The sequence below is a fragment of the Gordonibacter pamelaeae genome, from assembly GCF_003340385.1.
In the GTDB taxonomy this organism is placed as follows: Bacteria; Actinomycetota; Coriobacteriia; order Coriobacteriales; family Eggerthellaceae; genus Gordonibacter; species Gordonibacter pamelaeae.
Genome location: NZ_PPTS01000004.1, coordinates 246,097 through 266,843, shown reverse-complemented (window position 1 = coordinate 266,843; position 20,747 = coordinate 246,097). Strand labels below are relative to the sequence as shown.

The following is a 20,747-nucleotide window of genomic DNA, read 5'->3' as shown; positions in this document are numbered from 1 at the left end:
AGATAGTTACTTTGAACGGCGGTTATTTTTCCTCGAGGAGGATTTGCATGGACGCGATGGAAAAGCGCTACCTGGAACTGCTCTCGCGATCGTTTCCCACGGCTGCCAAGGCCTCGGCGGAGATCATCAACCTAAGCGCCATATTGAACCTGCCGAAGGGCACCGAGTTCTTCGCCTCGGACATCCACGGCGAGTACGAGGCGTTCTCGCACATCCTGCGCAACGGCTCGGGCTCCATCCGCCTCAAGATCGACGACGTGTTCGGCGACACGCTAAGCGATGCGGAGAAGCGCTCGCTCGCCACGCTCATCTACTACCCGCGCGAGAAGATGGAGCTTGAGCTGGCGGAAACCGACGACGCCCAGGCCTGGTACGAGGAGACGCTGCCGCGCCTCGTGGCCGTGTGCAAGCGCGCGGCGCAGAAGTACACGCGCTCGCGCGTGCGCAAGGCGCTGCCGGAGGACTTCGCCTACCTCATCGAGGAGCTCATGACGGAGGATCGCGACGGCGTGGACAAGCGGGCCTACTACGCGGCCATCATCGACGCCGTTATCCGCACGGACCGCGTGGGCGCGCTCATCGAGGCGCTGTGCCTGCTCGTCCAGCGCCTCGCCATCGATCATTTGCACATCGTCGGCGACATCTACGACCGCGGGCCGTACCCGGACGTCATCATGGACGCGCTCGCGGGCTACCATTCGCTCGACATCCAGTGGGGCAACCACGACATCGTGTGGATGGGCGCCGCGCTCGGCCAGCGCGGCTGCATCGCGCACGTGGTGCGCAACTGCGCGCGCTACGGTAACCTGTCCATCCTGGAGGACGCCTACGGCATCAACATCCTGCCGCTCGCGGCGTTCGCGACGAGCGCCTACGCCGACGACCCCTGCGTCGGCTTCGGCCTCAAGGGCAGCCCCGACCTGCCGCCGCAGGAGCTGGAGATGAACGTCAAGATCCAGAAGGCCATGGCCATCCTCCAGTTCAAGGTGGAGGCCCAGCTCATCGACGAGAACCCCGGCTTCGGCCTTGAGGATCGCAAACTACTGGACAAGATCGACTACGAGCGCGGCACGGTGATGCTCGACGGCGTGGAGTACGCGCTCACCGACACGGTGTTCCCCACGGTGGACCCGGCCGACCCCTACCGCCTCACACCCGAGGAAGAGGAGGTCATGCAGCGCCTCGAGCAGGCGTTCACCGGCTGCGAGAAGCTGCAGCGCCACATGCACTTCTTCCTGGAGGCGGGCAGCCTGTACAAGGTGTACAACGGCAGCCTGCTCTTCCATGCGTGCGTTCCGCTCAACGCCGACGGCTCGCTCATGGAGACGGACGTGTTCGGCGAGAAGCTCAAGGGCCGGGCGCTCTACGACGTCATGGAGCGCTACGTGCGCGCGGCGTTCAACGACCCTGACCCCGCGATGCGCAAGCGCGGCCGCGACCTTCTGTGGTACATGTGGCTGGGGGAGGGCTCGCCCCTGTTCGCGAAGAGCAAGATGGCCACGTTCGAGTTGTACCTCATCGCCGAGAAGGAGGCGCGCAAGGAGGTCAAGAACCCGTTCTACACCTATCTCAACGACGAGCAGGTGATGGCGGGCATCTTCGAGGACTTCGGGCTGGACCCCGAGACGTCGCGCATCGTGTGCGGGCACGTGCCGGTGAAGGTGAAGGACGGCGAGGACCCGGTGAAGTGCGGCGGGCGCGTGCTCACCATAGACGGCGGCTTCTCGAAGGCCTACCAGCCCACCACCGGCATCGCCGGCTACACGCTGATATCGAACTCGTACGGCTTCGTGCTGGCGGCGCACGAGCCCTTGGAGTCCGCCCAGGCCGCCGTGGAGCGGGAGCTGGACATCCACTCGTCGCGCAGCGTGGTGGAGCAGCCGGACAAGCGCACGCTGGTGGCCGACACCGACACCGGCGCCGAGCTGAAGCGGCAGATCGCGGAGTTGGAGCGCTTGCTTAGGGCGTACCGCACCGGCGAGATTGCCGAGGGCGCCAACTAGAAGGCGGCAGCGCGGGCGTCGGCTGTCGGCGTGCCGGTCGGCACGACGCCTTGCGCCTGCCCCTTACGGCTTCGCCAGGTACTCCTCGAGGATGCGCTTGAGCTTTGCCAGGTCGATGGGCTTGGTCATGAAGCCGTCCATGCCGGCGGCGAGGGCGCGCTCGCGGTCCTCGTTGAAGGCGTTGGCCGTCATGGCCACGATGGGCACGGGCTTGCGCCCGCCTGTGCGCTCTTGCTCGCGTATGGCGCGGGTTGCCTCGACGCCGCCCATGACCGGCATCTGCATGTCCATGAACACGAGGTCGTAGTATCCCTCCGGGGTGTTCGCCATGGCGTTGACGGCCTTCTGCCCGTTGATCGCCTGGTCGACGTCGGCGCCCAGGCCCTGAATGAGCTCCGTGGCTATCTCGAGGTTCAGCAGGTTGTCCTCCACCACCAGCACGCGTCCCTCAAGGTGCACCTCGGTTGGGGGGCAAGGGTTCTCGGCGGGGCCGCTCGGGTGGGAGAAAAGCTTCAGCACGTGGTGAAGGCGCGATTTGAACAGGGGCTTCGATACAAAAGCCGATACGCCGGCAGCACGCGCCTCCTCTTCTATCTCGTGCCAATCGTAGGCGGTCAGCAGCACGATGGGCGTGGAGTCGCCCACTTCCGAGCGGATGCGGCGGATGGTCTCGATGCCGTCCATGCCCGGCATGACCCAGTCCACGATGATGAAGCGGTAGTCATGCCCCTCATGGTGAGCGCGTTCGACCAGCGGCACGGCATCGAAGCCCGACGAGGCCGCGTCGCCGCACAGGCCGAGCTCGTCCAGGATAAGCAGCGTGCCCTCGATCACGTCCGGATCGTCGTCCACCAACAGCACGCGAGCTTCCTCCAGGCCTTCGAGGGAGAAGTCCTCCTCCTCGTCGAGGGGCTGGAGGGGCACCGTCATGATGAAGGTGGACCCCTCGCCCGGGGTGCTTTCCACCTCGATGGAGCCTCCCATCATGTCCACGACGTTCTTCGTGATGGCCATGCCCAAACCGGTGCCCTCGATCCGCTTCGTGGCGTCGCTCTCCTCCCGCTCGAAGGGGTCGAACAGGCGCTCCAGGAATTCCGGCGACATGCCCAGGCCCGTGTCCTGCACCACGAAGCGGTAGTCGTGGCAGCCGGGCCTGTGCGACGGCCTCTCGCTCAACGAGAGGCGGATCGACCCGCCGTCGGGCGTGTACTTGACGGCGTTGCTCACCAGGTTGATGAGCGCTTGGTTCAGCCTCATGGCATCGCCCACCACGTTTTCCTGCTGAATGGTGCCCAAGGTGATGTCGAGCGACAGGTTCTTCGCCTTGGCCTGGGGCTGGGCGATGGCGATGACCCCGTTGACGAAGTCGGGGAAGCTGAAGCGGTCCTCGTTGAGGACGATCTTGCCGCTTTCTATCTTGCCCATGTCCAACACGTCGTTGATGAGGCTTAGAAGGTGCCGCGATGACGACTGGATGCGGTCGAGGCAGGCGGCCATGCGCTCGGGCTCGTGCAGGTGGGCCTTCGCGATGGTGGTGAGGCCGACGATGGCGTTCATGGGCGTGCGGATGTCGTGGGACATGTTGGAGAGGAACTGCGACTTCGCGGCGCTGGCGATTTGCGCGAGGGAGAGCGCTTCCCGCAGGTCGGCCTTGAGGCGGTCCTCCCGTTTGCGGTTGCGGTACATGAGCGCAAGGTACACTGCCAGCGACACGGCCACCCCTGCCATGAGCACCACCGCCCAGCCTACTGTTTGCCGCCCCCTGTCCGTTACCACGTTGTAGAGCTGCCCCACCGCCTCGGTCGACTCGTCCAAGATGCCCGAGTTTATACGCAGGAGGTCGTTCACGGCCGGATCGATGGTGTTGTTCACGAAGGCTGCAATCTGCTCGTCGGTTGCGCTGGCGTTGCGGCACAGGGCAACGTACTCCTTTTGCATGGTGTCGAGGGACTCGTAGCCTTGCTCCAGCTTGCGGGCGGCGTCGAGGTCGGCGTCGTGCGCGGCGGCTATGAAAGATATCTTCTCGTGCAAGTCGGCGTCGGCTGCGGCATAGGAGCGCTCGATGTCGTCGATAGCGCTTTCTGCACGTGCGAACAGCGGCCGGTCGGCAAGGGTTCGGCACTGCACGAGCAGCGTCTCCACGCGCCCTGCCGCCACGGACACGGGGTAGGGGCCGTTCTTGGTGCGGTCTACCTGGGAGCCTATGGTCATCATGTTGTTGATGGTTATTGCGAAGAGCAACGTCATCAATGAGGTCAGGATGATGGCGGTAAATCTGGACAGCCAGGTTGATGCGCTCGTGCTCTGCTTCATAACGTCGTCCCCTCTACGCGCGCGTTCAGGCGCGGAGGTGCGGCTCTCCGTGCTTGAAGGTCGATCACGTTATCATGATTGGCAAGGTGATAGACACATGGTAGCACGCGCACTGTTTCGACAGGGGCCTTGTGGGGGATTTCGCGCTCCGCCGCAGGCGAAACGGGGGCTGCGAGGGCGATTGACCCTCGGCGCTGCGAGGGCGCTCCCATAGAGCACAGGTTCTTGGCATCGGGGTGGGCAGAATACGGTAATGAATTCAGGAATTTTTCTCGATATTTTACCGATCTTTGCGGTTTCTCGCTCGAAATCCGCGATTTGACCGCCTGATGACCGGTTTCGGGTCGGAATTGCGCCTTCGGGAAGGATTTCGGCGCGTTTCTCGCCCGATACGGTAAAATATCGGAAATTTCTCTCGATTTTATTACCGTATTCCGAGAAAGGGGCGCGGTATGATCTTCCAGCAGCTTGAAAGCGCCCTCGCCCAGCTCCAGGAGGCGCGTGCGCGCTACGGGTTCGAGCTCGAGGAGATGCCCGACGGCAAGCTCGTCCATGTGAAGGCGGCCGACGGCGAGCGCTACTACGTTGAGGTGCGCGACGGCGAGCGCGCCGTGCGGCGCGGCATCACGCGGCGGCCGGAGCTCGTGGCGACCTACGCGCGCAAGGAGTACCTGCGCAAGGCCTTGGCCGTCATCGACCACGACGTGCGCACGCTCGAGCGCGCCGTGCGCCGCTACAGGCGCTTCGACCCCGAGGAAGTGGTGGGAAGCCTGTCCTCGGCTTACCGGGACCTGCCCCTCGACGCGTTCTACCATCCCCTTGTGGACATGGTGGCCCTCTCCCTCGACGCGACCGACGAGCAGCGCATCGCCTCCCATGCGCAATGGGGCATCCAGGAGCTCGAGCCGAGCGGCTACCTGTCCGAGGGCCGCACCCTGCGCACGTCGCGGGGCGAGCGCATGCGTTCGAAAGCCGGGGTCCTCATCGCCGAGACGCTCTACAGCTACGGGATCCCCTTCCGCTACGAGCAGGAGCTCCAGGTGGGCCACATGACCTTCCATCCCGACTTCACGTTCGAGGGCGCGGGCGGCAAGGAGTTCTACCTGGAATTCTGCGGTATGATGGACGACCCGGCCTACGTCGAGAGCCACAAGCGCAAGCGCAGTGCCTACGAGGCGGCGGGCATCGTGGAATGGCGCAACATCATCTACCTCTATGCGAGCGGGAACGATATGGACATGATGCGCGTCGACAGCGTCGTGCGCACCCTTGTCGTCCCCTGGCTTTGAGCCGCCTACGCCGCCTTCCTCTCCTCGCCCAGAAGCTCGCGCGCGTAGGCTATGGCATCGTCGATGTTGGCGCGGAAGTGGTCCTCGCCCACGAGGTCCACGAAGCCTGCGCGGCGCATGGTCTTCATCGGTTGCTCGTTCGCGTGCGAGAAGATGAGGCTGACGCCGTTCTCGCGGCAGTACTCGTAGAGGTTCTCGAGCGCGTTCATGCCCGTCGAGTCGAGCGAGGGCACGCCGCGCATGCGGATGATCAGGTACTTCGTGAACTCCTTGACCGAGATGTCGGAGATGCGGTCCGACATGCCGAAGAACATGGGGCCGTTGATCTCGTACACGCGCACGCTCGCGGGCAGCTCGCGCAGGTGCGTGACCTCCGAGTCCTCGTCGCAGTAGTACTTCCAGCCGCGCACCTCGGTCTCCTCGCTCACGGTCTTCATGAACAGGACGACCGTGATCAGCATGCCCACGCCTATGGCCACCACCAGGTCGAACACGACGGTGAGCGCGAAGGTGAGCAGCAGCGTGGCCACCGCGCCGCGCGAGGCCGTCCTGCACAGGTGCACGAAGTTGCGCCAGCCCGACATGTTGTAGGCCACGTGCAGCAGGATGGCCGCGATGGTGGGCATGGGGATGAGCGCGGCGTAGGGCATGAAGAACACCAGGACGGCGAGCAGCACGAGCGCGTGGGTCATGCCGGCCACGGGGGTGCGGCCGCCGTTCTTGACGTTCGCCGCGGTGCGGGCGATGGCGCCGGTGGCGGGGATGCCGCCGAACAGCGCCGAGCCGATGTTGCCCACGCCCTGCGCCACCAGCTCCATGTTGCTGCGGTGGTGCGAGCTGATCATGCTGTCGGCCACGACGCAGGACAGAAGCGACTCGATGGCCGCCAGGATGGCGATGGTGATGCCGTTCGGCAGCTGGTCGCTTAGCAGCTCAACGCTTAGCTGGGGAACGTGGAGCGCGGGCAGGCTGCTGCTGATGGTGTACAGGTCGCCGATGGTGCTTGCCTGCATGCCAAGGCCGCTCACCATGGCGACGCCCGCGACGAGCGCCACCAGTGACCCGGGGATGCGCGCGCTCACCTTGGGCCACACGAAGAGGATGGCCAGGCACACCGCGCCCACGGCGAGGGCCTGCCAGTTCGCCGTGCCGATGTTCTGGGCGACGGCCTGCAGCTTGCCCATGGTCTCGACGGTGGGGGTGCCGGCGGGGAATGCCAGGCCGGCGAAATCCTTCACCTGGCCGATGACGAGGGTCACGGCGATGCCCGCCGTGAAGCCCGTGGTGATGGTGTAGGGGACGAAGCGGATGAGGGACCCCAGCTTGAAGAAGCCCATCAGCATGAGCAGCACGCCGGCGATGATAGTGGCCGCGACCAGGCCGTCTACGCCGTCGGTTGCCACGATGCCCGCCACGATGGTGGCGAACGCCGCCGTGGGCCCCGAGATCTGCACGCGGCTGCCGCCGAGGAAGGCGATGAGGAACCCGGCGACGATGGCCGTGTAGAGCCCCTGCTCGGGGCTCACGCCCGACGCGATGGCGAGCGCGATGGACAGGGGCAGCGCCACCACGGCCACCATGACGCCCGACACGAGGTCCTTGGGCAGCTGCCGCTTGAGCTCTTCTTTGCTGGAGTGCTTGATGATGCTGAAAAGTATCGGTTTGATCTTGTCGCGTTGCATGTCCTGCTCTTCTGGTCATAGGTCCGCCCAGCGCGCGCGAAAAAGCGCTCCGTCCAGGTTGGAGGCCCGGACGGAGCGCGAGCGAATTCTATACGGTTGGATGCGGTGTGTACGGTCGTTTCGCACCCATTATACCGCTGGATAACAGGTAGGTTACAAAATGAGCAGAAATATAGACTTCGCCAAGAGGGGCGCCTACAGCAGCCTGGCGCGTCGCAGTCCTTCTCAGGGGGCCCTCGTGTAGGAGTAGTGGTCCTTGCTGCCCCTCTTGATGCGGTACATGGCCTGGTCGGCGCCGGTGAGCAGGCTGTCTTCGTCCTGGCTGTCGCGGGGGAACAGGCTCACGCCGATGCTCGCGGTCAGGTGGACGGTGACGTTCTCGTCCAGGGGGAAGGGCCTCCTTATCTCGCCAAGGATACGCTCGCAGGCTTGCTCCACCGCCTCGTCGTCCTCGATGTCGGGCAACAGCAGGACGAACTCGTCGCCGCCCATGCGGGACACGGTGTCGATGTTGCGCACGGATCGCCGCAGCCGCCTCGCCGACTCCTCGAGCACCGCGTCGCCCTTCTCGTGCCCGTAGGTGTCGTTCACTTCCTTGAACCCGTCCAGATCCAGGTAGAGCACCGCGAGCATCCTCTTGCCCGCTTCGGCCTCCCGCAGTGAGCGCGAGAATATCTGCTGGAACAGCCGGCGGTTGGGGAGTCCGGTCAGCGCGTCGTAGTTCGCCAGGTAGGCAAGCTTCTCCTCGGCCTCCCGGCGCACCTTGATCTCCTCGCGGAGCGCCTTGGTGCGCTCGTCCACCAGGAACCGCAGGTGCTCGTAGAGGTACGCGTTCTCCAGCGAGATTGCCAGCTGCGCCGCGATGGGCGCGAGATGCTCCTCGCGGCGCCGGTCGAAGACGCCGGCAGCCAGGTTGTTCTCCAGGTACAGGATGCCCTTGAGCTCGCCTTTGCTCTGGACGGGCATGCACAGCACCGACTTGCAGCGGCTCTCGCGGATGTGGGCCTCCTTGCCGTACAGCCGCGAGCGCTCCCCGTCGTCGAGGATGATGGTCTCGGCGGTGCGCTCGACGAACGAGACGATGCCGAGCGGCACGTCCGCGTCCGTCGCGGGCCGCCTGGAAATGACGCAGGAGTCGGCCGCGCCGGAATGGCTCTCCGCCTGTATCTCGTAGCCGGAGTCCGTTTTCGCCAGGAAGTAGATGTTCTGCGCCCCCGCGCACTCCAGGAGGCTGTACATGAGCTTCTCCAGGATGCCCTCCAGCTCCAGCTCCTCCGAGATGGCCTGGGAGGCCCGCAGCACGGAGCGCAGGTCGAGCGATGCGGTGGTGCGCACGGACTCCTCGGTCAGCACGAGGCGCGTCTCAACCCCCTCGCCGCTTGCGAGCTCCGGATGGTCATGCCGCATCTGCGCGCACTTGCCCTCGGCTCCCCACGATCCGAAGAGGCGGTAGGCTTCCCGCAGGTAATGGCCCTCGGCCGACGGCACGCCCAGCTGCTCGTAGCGCTGGGCCGCCATGTCGCAGGCGATGGCGTGGTGCAGAACCCGCCGGTTCCCCTCCGCGGCCCCGAGCGCGCGGTCGTACAGGCGCAGCGCCTCGGGCACGCGTCCCGCCAAGGCGGCGCGCTCGGCCTCGATCAGCAGGTGAAGGTGTCCGAAATTGCAGAACGCGTCGGCGCTGCGCGCCTCGAGCCATGCCTGGTTGTCGGCGAGGGTGCGCAGGAGCCCTTCCCGCGTCTCCGGCAGGCCCGCGTCCTCGCTGCCCTCCAGCACCTTGCACAGCGACAGCGAGTACAGGAAGTTGTGGAGCGCCACGGGGTAGAAGCTCGACACGTGGGACAGGAGCGGAACCGCGTCGCGGCACAGCCGGTAGGCCGAGCGGTAGTCCCGGTAGACGACGGCCGTGAAGGCGCGCAGCACGTGGTGGTAGCACAGGGCCTGCCGGTTGGTCGAGCAGGCGGCCACATGCTCGCGCTCGGAGAAGCCGTCCCCGTCGAAGCTGCCGGTGAGCGAGAGCTCGCCGCGCAGGCTCCGGCACAGCTGCTGGAAGCCGAGGAACGTGCCCATCGCATGGCGGTTGCCGGTCTTGTTCGCGTACTTGACGGCCGCTTCCACCTCGCACCAGAGCTCGTCTGCGTGCGACGAGGTTTCCATGACGGCCATGAGCAGGCCGTAGTATCCGTAGCAGGCGTACTCGAAGTCGCCCATCTGGGCGTTGCCGACGATGGATTCCCGCGCATAGGAGATGCCGTTGGCCACGTCCTCGACCCAATGGCAGGTGTGGAGCGGGAACATGCAGTAGATGCCGTAGACGACCTCCCGGCAGCGGTTCCGCTCGGCCACGCGCATCGCCGAGCGGAACGCCTCGTAGGCGGTGCGGTAGTCTCCGCGCAGCGCGCCGAAGGGCATCATGAGGTTGGTGCACATTTGCAGGCCGTGCGGGGTGTGGCCGTTCCGGATCAGGCGCCGCACGGCTGCGATCACCGTCCAGTAGGAGAGGCTGGCGTCGAAGAAGATCGTGGGGCCGCACAGGCGGCACAGCAGCTTCGCGATGGCGGCCTCTGCCGGGTCACCGGCTTCGTGGAGGTCCGGGTTGCCGCCGCGCGCGAGCGATTCGAGCTCGCGGTAGAGCAGGTCGATCTCCTGCTCCAGCACCTGCGTGAAGTTCTCGCGCGGAAAGGGGACCCCCAGCCGCTCCAGCAGCGCGAGGCCCAGCTCGAAGGCCTCCTCGTACCGGCTGCCGTTGGAGAGGCTCGTTATCTGCAAACAGCAGCTGTCCACGAGCTCGACCGGGTCGTCCAGCATGGCTTCGAGCGTCAGGTAGGCCCGGTCGCATTCGTCGGGCTTCACCAGGTTGCACAGCACGGCGTGGTGCTCGACGAGCACCTGCACGAGGAGCTCCCTCCCGTCCTCCTCGTGCAGGTCGGGCTGCGCGAGGGGCAGTTCCAGGTAGCGCTCCGCCGTGTCGAAGGCCGAGACGAGCCCGCAGCGATGCGCCGCCTTCAGCAGGGTCTCCTGGACGTGGCGCCTCTCCCGCCCGTCGGCCGCCTCGCCGAGGCCCTTCGCGTAGTGGTCCGCGATGTCGAACAGGCGCTCCTCCGGATCGTTTTCGCTCGCCGCCTGCTCCTCGTGGCGTTTGCCCAGCAGGTAGTGGACCCGCGCGCGATCCTCCGCGGGCAGGGCGGTGTAGAACACCTGTTGGAAGCGGTCGTGGGCGAACCGGTAGCGCGACGGCGCGCCGGTTTCCGGGTCCTTCCCGGTGGGGATGACGGCTTCTTGGGCCGACGCCGCCACCAGCCTCCGCTCTATCTCGTCGTCGGACAGGCCGCAGACGGCGGACAGGTCGTCCACCGAGAACCCTGCCCCGATGCAGGCTCCGAACGAGAGCAGCGACCGCGTCTGCTCGGGGAACCGGTCCAGGTTCTCCGCCAGGAAGTCGACCACGTTCTCGGAAGCCGGGCAGTCGCCGATGGCTCCCTCGTCCCAGCGCCATGCGCCCGCCTCCCGGTCGAGATCGAGGTACCCCCTCTCATGGCAGAGGCGGAGGAACTGCTTGGCGTAGAAGGGGTTGCCCTTCGTCTTCTTGCTGACGATGCCCGCCAAGCCGCGCGCTCGCTCCGGTTGCGTCCTTAGGGCGTCTGCCAGCATCCGCGCCAGGCTCTCCTCGTCGAGCCCCTTCAGCTCGATTCGGGTGACCCGCCCTCCGCGCTGCACGATCTTGCCCAGGCTGTGGATGATCGGGTGCTCGTCGCTCACCTCGTTGTCGCGGTAGCACACGACGACCATCAGGTGGCCTATGCCGTCGTTCTTGAAGATCTCCTCCAGCATCTCCATCGAGCCCATGTCGGCCAGGTGGACGTCGTCGAGGAACAGCACGAGCGGGTGCTCGGGTGCGGCCAGGCGCGACAGGAGTCCCGCGAGCGCCTCCTTGAAGCGCGTGCGCTCCTCGAGGGCCCCCATCCCCTCGGGAAGCGCGTGCGCGCCCGTCAGGGACGCCAGCTCGGCCACCTTGGCGCTCAAAAGCGCCGCGTCGTCGCCGAGCGCCTCGGACAGGTCGGCCCTCCACTTCTCCACCTCGTCGTCGGGCCTGATCAGGATCTGGTTGCAGAACTGCCGGATGGCCTCGAAGAACGCGAAGTAAGGCACGTTGGCGTGGTACTGGTCGAACTTGCCGCCGATGAACAGGCCGTCCGCGCTCAACGCCTCCGCCTGCACCTTGCCCACAAGCGAGGTCTTCCCGATGCCCGAGTAGCCGCTCACCGCGGCGATCACCTTGCCCCCGGCCGCCGCCTCGTCGTAGTCGTGCGCAAGCTGCGCCACCTCGCCCTCGCGTCCGTACAGCTCGTGGGCGAACTCGAAGCGCCTGCCGAAGTCCCGCTCGCCAAGGGCGAACGGTTCCCCTGCCGCGCACCGCTCCAGGTCGTGCAGCAGCCCCTCGCAGCTCGCGTAGCGGTCCTTCGCCATCTTGGACAGCAGCTTGTCGATGATGGCGGCCAGCGGCGCGGGCAGGTTCGGCAGGAGGGAAAGGAGGCTGGGAGGCGCCTTGGCGATGTGCGCGAACACCATCTCGGCGGGAACCTCCGACTCGAACGGGCAGCGCCCCGCCAGCATCTCGAACAGCGTGACGCCCAGCGAGTAGAAGTCCGCGCGATGGTCGAGCACGGCGTTCACGCGCCCCGTCTGCTCGGGGGAGAGGTAGCGCAGCGTGCCCTCGATGCCGTCGAGCCTGGTGCCTTCTGCCTGCTCGTGCGCGAATTCCGTGGAGATGCCCAGGTCGAGGAGCACGGTGCGGCCCGACTCGGCATCGTAGACGATGTTCGAGGGATTCACGTCCTTGTGGACGACGCCTGCCTCGTGCAGGTCGCACAGGCCCGCCACCACCTGCTGGGCTATGAGGAAGAACTCGCGCATGCCGAGCGGCCCCTGCTTCAGGAGCCGGCTCAGCGTGGTTCCCGGGCAGTGCTCCTCTACCAGGCAGTACCGGCCGTCCAGCACGATCTCGCCGACGGCCTTCACCACGTGCGGGCTGTCCACCAGCTGCATCAGGCGGAACTCCCGCCTCAGCCGCTCGGTTGCCTCGGGGGCCATGCAGTCCTGCCCGCCGGTCTTCAGCACCACGTTCCGGCCGGTCTCGCAGTCGGTCCCGCGCAGGATTCTGCGCGTGGGGGAGGCGTATATCTCCTCGAGGTTCTTGTACCGGCCGCTCATCGCTCGCACCCCGGCGGGGAGGCCAGCAGCTCCTCGAGCGCCTTCACGGGCATGGGCCTGGCCAGGAAGTACCCTTGGGCGTAATCGCACCCGTCGGCCTGCAGGCGCTCCAGCTGCTCCCGGGTCTCCACTCCCTCCGCCACCACGCTGAGCTCCATCCAGCGCGCCAGGCTCACGATGAAGCCCAGGATGCTGTCGCCCGAGGGGTTCGCGACCTCGGTCTGGATGAATTTCATGTCGAGCTTCAGCACGTCGAGCGGCATTTCGGTGAGCATGTTCAGCGAAGAGTAGCCGCTGCCGAAGTCGTCCATCTCTATGACGAAGCCCATTTTCCGGAGGCGGTGCAGGGTTTCGACGAGCTGGTCCGCGGAGTCCTTGCAGGCGCTCTCCGTGATCTCGAGGTGGAGCCGGGAAGGGTCGAGGCCGTAGCGCTCGACCAAGCCGCCCAGGACGCGCGCCATGTCCATGTCGCGGATGTCGGTGCGCGAGACGTTGACCGACACGTCGATGTGGGGAAAGCCCATGAGGTCCCACCGCCGCATCAGCGAGCAGGCCTGTTCCCACACGTACTGGTCGAGCCTCGTGATGAAGCCGTTGCGCTCGAAAAGGGGGATGAACTCCGACGGCGGCTGGAGCCCCCATTCCGGATGGTTCCAGCGGACGAGCGCCTCGGCCCCGGAGAGGCTGCCGTCGGCGATGCGGAACTTGGGCTGCAGGTAGACCTCGAACTGTCCGGAGGCCAGGGCGCGCTCCATGCCGTCCGTGATGGCCTGGCGATGCAGCAGCGTGTCCCGGAGCTTGTCGTCGTAGAAGGCGAAGTGCTTCCCGTACTGACCCTTGATGCTCTGCACGGCCAAAAGCGCACGGTCGCACATCTGCTCCACCGGCACCTCGCGGTCCTCGACCCGGTAGATGCCGTACTTCAGCACCACGTTGCGGTTGCCAAAGCCGCTTTTGATGCGCGCGGTGCTCTGGGTGAACATCTCGTCCGAGTAGTCCTCGCGATGCTCGATCAGGCACGCGAACCGGTCGGCGCTGAGCCGTCCGCAGATGCCGTGGTCTCCCAGCAGGCTGGCGTGCAGCTTTCCCACCTGCCGCAGCAACCGGTCGCCGGCGACAATGCCGATGGTGTCGTTGATCAGCTTGAAGTCCTCGATGTCGGAGCAGAGGATGTCGTAGCTCGTGGCGGGGTTGCGCACGAGGATGTCGCGAACCCGCTGGTAGAAGTAGCTTTTGCTGTAGACGTCGGCGATGTCGTCGTAGCGCGCCTGCTTGGCCAGGGCGACGGACTCGCACAGGCGCATGACGGCCGCCACGCGGCAGAGCGCCAGCTCGGTGCGGCACGGTTTGGGGATGAAGCCGTCGGCGCCATGGGAGAGGGCCGCCATCTCCTCTTCCTCGCCAGCTTCGGGCGAGATCGCGACGACGGGCAGGGAGGCGAAGCGCGGGTCGGTCTTGAGGCGCTCGGGGAAAGGTTGCCCATCGGGCGACGTGCGCGTTGCGTTGGCAAGGACGAGGGCGAAGTCGCCGCCTTGGTCCTCCAGGAGCTTCAAAGCCTGGTCGCCATCCTCCGCCTCCAAGACCGTGTAGCGCGAGGACAGGGCCGGGAGGAGGCTTGTTCGGCAGTCCTCGTCGGCCTCGACTGCCAGAATCTTCTTGTCCGCCTGCATACCCTTACCGCCGTTCATGTTCGCGCTTGGTTTCCCTGGATCGTTCCCTGTTGCACGAGCAACCTTTGGTATCATCGGAATTGACGTTTTGGCTCTCGCGCAGCGGCTCCAGTGTAGAACAATTCGGCGAATGGGCAGTTGCCATGCCCATGATGACGGTTGAATGTCAATTGTGGTGACAGATTGTCTTTGAGCGAGCCTCTTCAGGGGGCGCGACGGTCGAAAGGGGAGGCGCATGCAGTTCTACGAGAAGCTCGTCTTCGTCATGGATCTGGCCCGCACGTCGAACCGGGAGCTGGCCCAGGCGCTCGGGGTCGACCCGGCCGTGGTGAGCCGCCTGCGCAACGGGAGGCGCGGCGCGCCCCGTAAGGAGGAGACGGTGCGCCGCATGGCGGGCTTCCTCGCCGCGCGCTGCACGAGCGACTACCAGCGCAGCGCCCTGTCCGAGATGGCGGGCGTCAAGCGCATGCTCGTGGCCAGGCCGGAGCAGCTGGCGGAGTTCCTCTTCTACTGGCTGCGCGGCGACGAGGACGGGGTAGAGGGCTTCATGCGCGACTTCGAGGCGCTCACCATCGAGGGCTTCGCCTCGAACGCCGCCATGACCCCGCACCTGATCGGCCGAAAAGGCAACCTCGTCTACTACGGGAACGAGGGGAAGCGCGCCGCCGTGCGGGCGGCGTTCCAGCACCTGCTGAGCCAGGAGGACCGGGGGACGGTCTGCATCGTCGCCGACGAGTCGGACGATTGGCTCGTGGAGGACGGCGACTTCTTGCTCAGCCTTCAGCAGGGCATGCTCTCGTGCCTGCAACGCGGGGCGCGCATCTGCCATATCGTCCCCTCCCTCTATTCCGGCGACCAGCTGCTCGAGTGCCTGATGCGCTGGGTCCCGCTCTACCTGACCGGGCGGGTTAAGGCGTACTACTACCCCCATATCCGCGACCGGCTCCACCGGCACACCCTCGCCGTGGCGCCCGGCCGGATAGGGATCACCTCCCATTCGCTGGCGGGGCAGCGTTCCAGCTATGCCACCATGCTGACCACCGACCCTGGCTTGCTGCGCACCTTCGAGGCGGAGTTCCGCGACTACCTGTCGCTGTGCCGTCCCATGCTGAACGCCTACGTCGAGCCGGACAAGCTGCTCCAGTGCTTCACGTACTTCGTCTCGTCCCCGGGCCTGCGCATCCAGAAGCTCCCCTCGCTCTCCGCCGCGACCGCTCCCGTCGAGCTGATCGACGATGCCGTCGCGCGCACGGAGGACCCCGAGCTCAAGCGGCTGGGCGCGGCGTACCGGGAGGAGGTGGTGCGGCTCGAGCAGGGGCGGGACTGCTACGACCTCATCGACCTCGTCCGCCTTGCGAGCGTCGAGGAGGTGCGCGCCGGCACCGTGTCCCTCGTCTCTTCGCTGGGCACCTCGGAGCCGCTGTGCTATACCCCGCAGACGTACGTCTCGCACCTGAAGAACATCCTGCGCATCCTGGACGCCCACGACGACTACCATTTCGTCCCCTTGGACGGGCCTTTGGAGTACGAGGGCTCGCTCGTGGTGAAGGAAGGCCGCCGGGCGCTTCTCGTGCATGCCGCCGAACCGTTCACCGTGCTCGAGATAGCGCAGCCCGAAGTGGTCGCGATGTACCGCGAGCACCTGCTGCGCGTTGCGGAGCGGGCCGGCTACGGAGGCATGCACCGCATGAAGGCCAAGTCGCGCATCCGCGAGCTGATCTGCGCGCTCGAGCAGTGAGGCGGGGCCCTCGCAGGCGGAAGCGCGCGTGCGCGGCTATAATCTCCCGAGCGAACGTTGAGGGAAGGACGGCCTGCGGTGGAAGCGACTGTGATGGCTTTGGAGAACGACGCGCTCTCGGTGCGCGTATCAAGCAAGGGCGTGGAGCTGCAGAGCGTCGTGCGCGACAGGGTCGAGCGTATGTGGTGCGCTGACCCGGCCGTGTGGGGGCGGCACGCACCGCTGCTGTTCCCGCTGATCGGGCGCTTGCGCGACGGGTGGTACGCGCACGAGGGCGAGCGCGTGGAAGCCCCGATGCACGGGTTCTGCCGCGACCGGGAGTTCGCGGCCGAGCGGGTGTCGGGCACGCATGCGCGCTTCGAGACAGCCTCTGACGCGGGGACGCGGGCGGTGTACCCCTTCGACTTCCGCCTGCGCGTGGACTTCTCGCTCGAGGGCGCGACCATCGTGAAGACGCATACCGTGGAGAACACGGGCGAGGCGCCGATGCCGTTCGAGCTGGGCGGCCACGAGGCGTACGCGACGCGCCTGCTGCCGGGGGAGCATATGGCCGACTACTTCGCGCGCTTCGAGGGGGCGGACGCTTTGGAGATGTTCGGCATGGACGGGGAGGGCATCCTCGCGCTGCCGAAGATCGAGGTGCCGCTCGAGGCCGGCCGCCTGACGAAGACCCCCGAGCAGCTGGGCATCGACACGATCGTGCTGGAGAACGTGCCGGGGAGCCGGGTGACGTTGGCCAGCACCGCGAACCCGTACGAGGTGGAGGTGGAGTTCCCGGACTTCCCCTACCTGGGCATTTGGACGAAGGCAGGCCAGGACGACGCCCGCTACCTCTGCTTGGAGCCGTGGTCGGCCTTGCCCGACGCGCACTTCTCCCCGCGCGAGCTGGCCGAGAAGCCCGGCGTGCGCGTGCTCGCGCCGGGGGAGCGCGCGACGCTCGCGTACCGGATGACGTTTCGCTAGAGGCGCGGCAAGCAGGTTGCGGGGTGGGGCGCCCGCACATTGGTCGCCCGGTTCGCATCGCGAACGCCATCGCCAGGCGTGGACGCGCTATACTTTGCAGTGATCGATTCGATTGCGTTCGATGCGCCTTCTCGCGCTGAACGCTCGGGAAAAGGAGGCGCCATGCTCGTTACTTCGGAAGACCTGCTGAACAAGGCGCGAGCGGGCGGCTACGCCATCCCTTCGCCCGACTTCGTCGACTCCAATTCCGCCCGCGCCTTCGTGCGCGTGGCAGAGGAGATGGGCGCGCCCATCATCTTAAGCTTCGCGGAGGTCCATCTCGACCAGATGGCCCTCGACGAAGCGGCGGCGCTGGGAACGTTCTACGCGCGAAAGGCCTCGGTTCCGGTGGCGTTGCACCTCGACCACGGCAAGCGCATGGACGTCATCGAGGAGGCGATCCGCCTTGGCTTCACGTCCGTGATGATCGACGCCTCGAACGAAGAGCTGTCCGAGAACATCCGCCGTACCAAGGAGGTCGTTGAGCTGGCGCACGCGCACGGCGTGTACGTGGAGGCCGAGATCGGACACGTGGGCGCCGAGGACGCCGAGGGCCCCCATGCGCTTTCGGGTATCGAGTATACCGAAGTCGATTCGGCGAAGCAGCTGGTGGAAGCCACGGGCGTAGACTCCCTGGCCGTCTCGATCGGCACGGTGCACGGCACCTACAAGGGCGAGCCGTGCATCAACTTCGAGCGTTTGGCAGAGCTGAAGGCGGCTCTCGCCGTGCCGCTCGTGCTGCACGGCGGCTCCGGGTCGGGCGATGAGAACCTCGCCCGATGCGCACGAGGCGGCGTTGCGAAGGTGAACCTGTACACCGATTTCATCGTGGCGGCGCTTGCCGCCGTGTACGAACAGCGGCCGGATCATTGGCTGAAGCTTCTGGGCGCGGGCGACGAAGCGATGCGCGAGGTCTTGCGGCATTACTACCGCGTGCTGGGCTGCGTGCGGTAGGGCAGGGGGAGCGGCGGCTTTTCACAAGGGAAGGGGATGCGTTTCATGATCACGAAAGACGAGCTGGCATCGCGTTTGCTGAGCGCTTGCGCGGAGGTCAAGGCGGCGGAGGGCGAGCTGACCGAGATAGATTCGCGCTTCGGCGACGCCGACCACGGCCTTACCATGTGCAAGATCGCCACGGCCATCGAGGAGTCTGTGCGCGAATCCGAAGGCGGCATCCAAGCCATGCTGGACGACGTCGCCATGGCCGTGATGACCCTGAACGGCGGGAGCGCGGTTCCTCTGTGGAACACGTGGCTCGACGGCTTGCAGGAAGCCGCCCCCGAAGGCAACGAGGCCGATTCCGAGGATCTCAAGGCCATGTTCGCGAACGCCTTGGCGGAGCTTTCGGACATCTCGGGCGCCCAGGTGGGCGACAAGACCCTGATGGACGCATTCGTTCCCGCGATCGAGGCGATCCAGGCATGCGAAGGCAACGAGGCTGCCTTGTTCGAGGCCGCAGCGCAGGCGGCTCTCACGGGAGCGGAGCGCTCCAAGGACTTCCCATCGAAGTTCGGCCGCGCGAAAAGCTACGGCGAGAAGACCATCGGCACGCCGGACGCCGGGGCGGTCAGCATGGCCTGCTTCTTCAAGGGGCTTGCGCAGGCGTAGCGTTGCCGGAGGGCACGGGGCACGGAATCGGGTCGGCTGGCGCGGGACGCTTGCCGGCTGGTTGAGCAAGGCGCGCGTCAGTTTCGCGCCGTCACGAGTGAGGAGGAGCACATGAAGAAGTTCATCAACGCGCAAGAAACCATCACCGACGAGGAGCTGGTCGGCTTGGGCCTCGCCTTCGGCGACGTGCTTGAAGTCGACGGGCACATCGTCGTGAGCAAGGACCTGGCCGACGCCGATCGCGTGACCGTGGTCACCTATGGCGGTTCCGGCCACGAGCCGGCCCAGAAGGGATTCGTGGGCAAGGGCATGCTGGACATCCAGGTGGACGGGGACGTCTTTGCCGCTCCCAACGGGGCGCTCGTGTTCGAGGCCATGCAGCGTGCCGACAAGGGCCACGGCGTGCTTTTGCTCACGCTGAACTACGCGGGCGACCAGCTGGCCGGCAAGCAGGCGATGAAGCTTGCGAAGAAGGCCGGCATGAACGTGCGCCAAGTGGTGACGGGGGAGGAGATCAGGTACGATCCGGAGGGCGAGGACAACCGCCGCGGCTTGGCTGGCTGCGTGCCGCTGTACCATATCGCCGCTGCCGCGGCCGCCGAGGGCAAGACGCTCGACGAGGTGGCGGACATCGCACAGCGCTATGCCGACAATATGGCGTCCATCACGGTGAAGAGCACCGACGCCACGCATCCGCAGAACGGCATGTCGTTCGGCGACCTGGGAGAGACGGACCTCATGGAGATCGGCGCCGGCCAGCACGGCGAGGGCGGAGGCGTGCGCGTGCCCATGGCCTCGTCCAAGGAGACCATCGGGATGGTTGCGCCCAAGCTGGTGGAGAGCCTGGGCCTTGAGAAGGGCGACAAGGCGTTCGTCATGATCAACGGCTGCGGCGCCACCACCATGATGGAGATGCTCATCCTGTACAAGGACGCGGTCGAATACCTGGAGGGTCTGGGTATCGAGGTCGTCGCCAACATGGTGGGGGAGATCCTGACCGTGCAGGAGGCCGGCGGCTTCCAGATCAACTTCGCCAAGTGGGACGATGAGTTCGCCCGCCTGTGGAACACGCCCGCCCACACGCCCGTGTTCTTCAAGGAGTAGCCGCGCGTCGCGCAGAAGAGAAAGGACGCCGTCATGGCCGCCGAGTACATGCACGTCGGAATCCCCGTTCTGAACAAGAAGCCCAACATGGTATACAACGAGTGGGGCGGATTCTGGGTGAACGAGAACGTGGACGAGTACGACTACAAGATCGAGTACCTGAAGTTCGAAGAAGGTACGCGCTTCCCCGAGATCCTGTCGAAACAGCCTCATGTGGCCTATAAGGTGGATGACCTGGAGCGCTACCTGGCCGATGCCGACCGGGTCATCTTCGGCCCCGAAGTGCTGAGCGAGACCGACCGCCTGGCTTTCGTGGTGAAAGACGACGCCATCATCGAGCTGTACGAGTCGAAGTAGACCTACTGGCCCCGGCGGTGCCCGACGGGCGCAGCCGGGGCTTCGAGGGTGCTGCGCAACGTGCCGATGATCTTGAGAAGGAGTTTTCCGGCTTGGACGAGAAGACCAGGTGCGCGTGGGCGGGCGAGGTTCCGATCTACGTTGACTACCATGACAACGAGTGGGGAAGGCCCACGCACGACGACCGCGAGCTGTTCGAGCTGCTGATCCTTGAGGGCGCACAGGCGGGCCTGTCGTGGCTCACCATCCTCAAGAAGCGCGAGGCGTACCGCGAGGCCTTCGACGGCTTCGACCCCGCCAAGGTGGCGCGCTACGACGAGGCCAAGGTCGAGGAGCTCATGGCGAACGCGGGCATCGTGCGCAACCGCCGCAAGATCGAGGCGGCCGTGGCCAACGCGAGGCTGTTTTTGGACGTGGTCCGCGAGTTCGGCAGCTTCGACGCGTTCATCTGGGGATACGTGGGCGGCGAGCCCATCGTGAACCACTGGGAGACCCAAGCGGACGTCCCTGCCACCACGCCGCTCTCCGACCGCATCAGCAAGGATCTCAAGAAGCGCGGCTTCAAGTTCGTCGGCTCCACCATCGTGTATGCGTACCTGCAGTCCATCGGCATGGTGAACGACCATGTGGCGGATTGCTTCGTGTACCGGGAGCTGGCGGGAATGTCTTCCGATGAAGGGGCCAGCTGAATCTTGCGCCTTTCGACGTCGCACGGTAGATGCCGCAAGGGCAGCGGACTGGCTCCGCGGCTTTTAGCGGGGTAAATGGCGCGC

General features: G+C 66.1%; 13 protein-coding genes. 9 read left to right on the top strand and 4 right to left on the bottom strand.

Features of this window, described 5'->3' with window-relative positions; genetic code table 11:
• The first annotated feature begins 47 nt into the window (after window positions 1-47).
• Window positions 48-2,003, top strand: coding sequence for a fructose-1,6-bisphosphatase (locus C1877_RS08285; protein WP_114568921.1), 1,956 nt, complete (start codon window positions 48-50; stop codon window positions 2,001-2,003).
• 63 nt (window positions 2,004-2,066) lie between these two features.
• Here C1877_RS08285 and C1877_RS08280 read toward each other — a convergent pair whose 3' ends face one another.
• Complete coding sequence (locus C1877_RS08280; RefSeq protein ID WP_041239703.1) at window positions 2,067-4,316, bottom strand: response regulator; 2,250 nt, start codon at window positions 4,314-4,316, stop codon at window positions 2,067-2,069.
• Between the two features lie 452 nt (window positions 4,317-4,768).
• Between C1877_RS08280 and C1877_RS08275 the strand changes: the two genes are divergently transcribed.
• A complete protein-coding gene (locus C1877_RS08275; protein ID WP_015540298.1) occupies window positions 4,769-5,605 on the top strand; it encodes a hypothetical protein in 837 nt (278 codons plus the stop codon).
• Between the two features lie 5 nt (window positions 5,606-5,610).
• Here the strand turns inward: C1877_RS08275 and C1877_RS08270 are convergent, their stop codons facing one another.
• From C1877_RS08270 to C1877_RS08260, 3 genes are all read right to left on the bottom strand, one after another.
• Window positions 5,611-7,287, bottom strand: coding sequence for a SulP family inorganic anion transporter (locus C1877_RS08270; protein ID WP_114568920.1), 1,677 nt, complete (start codon window positions 7,285-7,287; stop codon window positions 5,611-5,613).
• A gap of 225 nt (window positions 7,288-7,512) precedes the next feature.
• Window positions 7,513-12,495, bottom strand: coding sequence for a diguanylate cyclase domain-containing protein (locus C1877_RS08265; RefSeq protein ID WP_114568919.1), 4,983 nt, complete (start codon window positions 12,493-12,495; stop codon window positions 7,513-7,515).
• Window positions 12,492-14,183 (bottom strand): two-component system response regulator, encoded by a 1,692-nt coding sequence (locus C1877_RS08260; RefSeq protein ID WP_015540300.1) that lies wholly within the window; start codon window positions 14,181-14,183, stop codon window positions 12,492-12,494. The genes C1877_RS08265 and C1877_RS08260 overlap by 4 nt, the downstream gene beginning before the upstream one ends.
• Window positions 14,184-14,400: 217 nt before the next feature.
• On the opposite strand from C1877_RS08260, the gene C1877_RS08255 reads away from it, so the two are divergent.
• From C1877_RS08255 to C1877_RS08225, 7 genes are all read left to right on the top strand, one after another.
• Window positions 14,401-15,903 carry a hypothetical protein gene (locus C1877_RS08255; protein ID WP_114568917.1) on the top strand — a complete coding sequence of 501 codons (1,503 nt, stop codon included), beginning with the start codon at window positions 14,401-14,403 and terminating at the stop codon, window positions 15,901-15,903.
• A 78-nt stretch (window positions 15,904-15,981) separates the two neighbouring features.
• A complete protein-coding gene (locus C1877_RS08250) occupies window positions 15,982-16,866 on the top strand; it encodes an aldose 1-epimerase family protein (protein ID WP_231847660.1) in 885 nt (294 codons plus the stop codon).
• 162 nt (window positions 16,867-17,028) lie between these two features.
• On the top strand, window positions 17,029-17,859 hold the full coding sequence (locus tag C1877_RS08245; protein WP_015540303.1) for a class II fructose-bisphosphate aldolase: 831 nt from the start codon (window positions 17,029-17,031) through the stop codon (window positions 17,857-17,859).
• A gap of 45 nt (window positions 17,860-17,904) precedes the next feature.
• Window positions 17,905-18,513, top strand: coding sequence for a DAK2 domain-containing protein (locus C1877_RS08240; RefSeq protein ID WP_041240614.1), 609 nt, complete (start codon window positions 17,905-17,907; stop codon window positions 18,511-18,513).
• A gap of 111 nt (window positions 18,514-18,624) precedes the next feature.
• The gene (locus tag C1877_RS08235; protein ID WP_015540305.1) at window positions 18,625-19,617 is read left to right on the top strand and encodes a dihydroxyacetone kinase subunit DhaK; all 993 of its coding nucleotides are present in this window, start codon (window positions 18,625-18,627) and stop codon (window positions 19,615-19,617) included.
• A gap of 33 nt (window positions 19,618-19,650) precedes the next feature.
• Window positions 19,651-19,974, top strand: a complete 324-nt coding sequence (locus tag C1877_RS08230) for a PIN domain-containing protein (RefSeq protein ID WP_015540306.1) — start codon at window positions 19,651-19,653, stop codon at window positions 19,972-19,974.
• Between the two features lie 92 nt (window positions 19,975-20,066).
• Entirely contained in the window at window positions 20,067-20,663 is a 597-nt protein-coding gene (locus C1877_RS08225; protein WP_041239705.1) for a DNA-3-methyladenine glycosylase I, read from the top strand.
• Window positions 20,664-20,747: the final 84 nt, after the last annotated feature.

What these genes read in the sequence shown, in the direction of transcription:
- C1877_RS08285 (WP_114568921.1), top strand. Translation starts at nt 48, where the DNA reads ATGGACGCGATGGAAAAGCGCTACCTGGAACTGCTCTCGCGATCGTTT.
- C1877_RS08280 (WP_041239703.1), bottom strand. Translation starts at nt 4,316, where the DNA reads ATGAAGCAGAGCACGAGCGCATCAACCTGGCTGTCCAGATTTACCGCC.
- C1877_RS08275 (WP_015540298.1), top strand. Translation starts at nt 4,769, where the DNA reads ATGATCTTCCAGCAGCTTGAAAGCGCCCTCGCCCAGCTCCAGGAGGCG.
- C1877_RS08270 (WP_114568920.1), bottom strand. Translation starts at nt 7,287, where the DNA reads ATGCAACGCGACAAGATCAAACCGATACTTTTCAGCATCATCAAGCAC.
- C1877_RS08265 (WP_114568919.1), bottom strand. Translation starts at nt 12,495, where the DNA reads ATGAGCGGCCGGTACAAGAACCTCGAGGAGATATACGCCTCCCCCACG.
- C1877_RS08260 (WP_015540300.1), bottom strand. Translation starts at nt 14,183, where the DNA reads ATGAACGGCGGTAAGGGTATGCAGGCGGACAAGAAGATTCTGGCAGTC.
- C1877_RS08255 (WP_114568917.1), top strand. Translation starts at nt 14,401, where the DNA reads ATGCAGTTCTACGAGAAGCTCGTCTTCGTCATGGATCTGGCCCGCACG.
- C1877_RS08245 (WP_015540303.1), top strand. Translation starts at nt 17,029, where the DNA reads ATGCTCGTTACTTCGGAAGACCTGCTGAACAAGGCGCGAGCGGGCGGC.
- C1877_RS08240 (WP_041240614.1), top strand. Translation starts at nt 17,905, where the DNA reads ATGATCACGAAAGACGAGCTGGCATCGCGTTTGCTGAGCGCTTGCGCG.
- C1877_RS08235 (WP_015540305.1), top strand. Translation starts at nt 18,625, where the DNA reads ATGAAGAAGTTCATCAACGCGCAAGAAACCATCACCGACGAGGAGCTG.
- C1877_RS08230 (WP_015540306.1), top strand. Translation starts at nt 19,651, where the DNA reads ATGGCCGCCGAGTACATGCACGTCGGAATCCCCGTTCTGAACAAGAAG.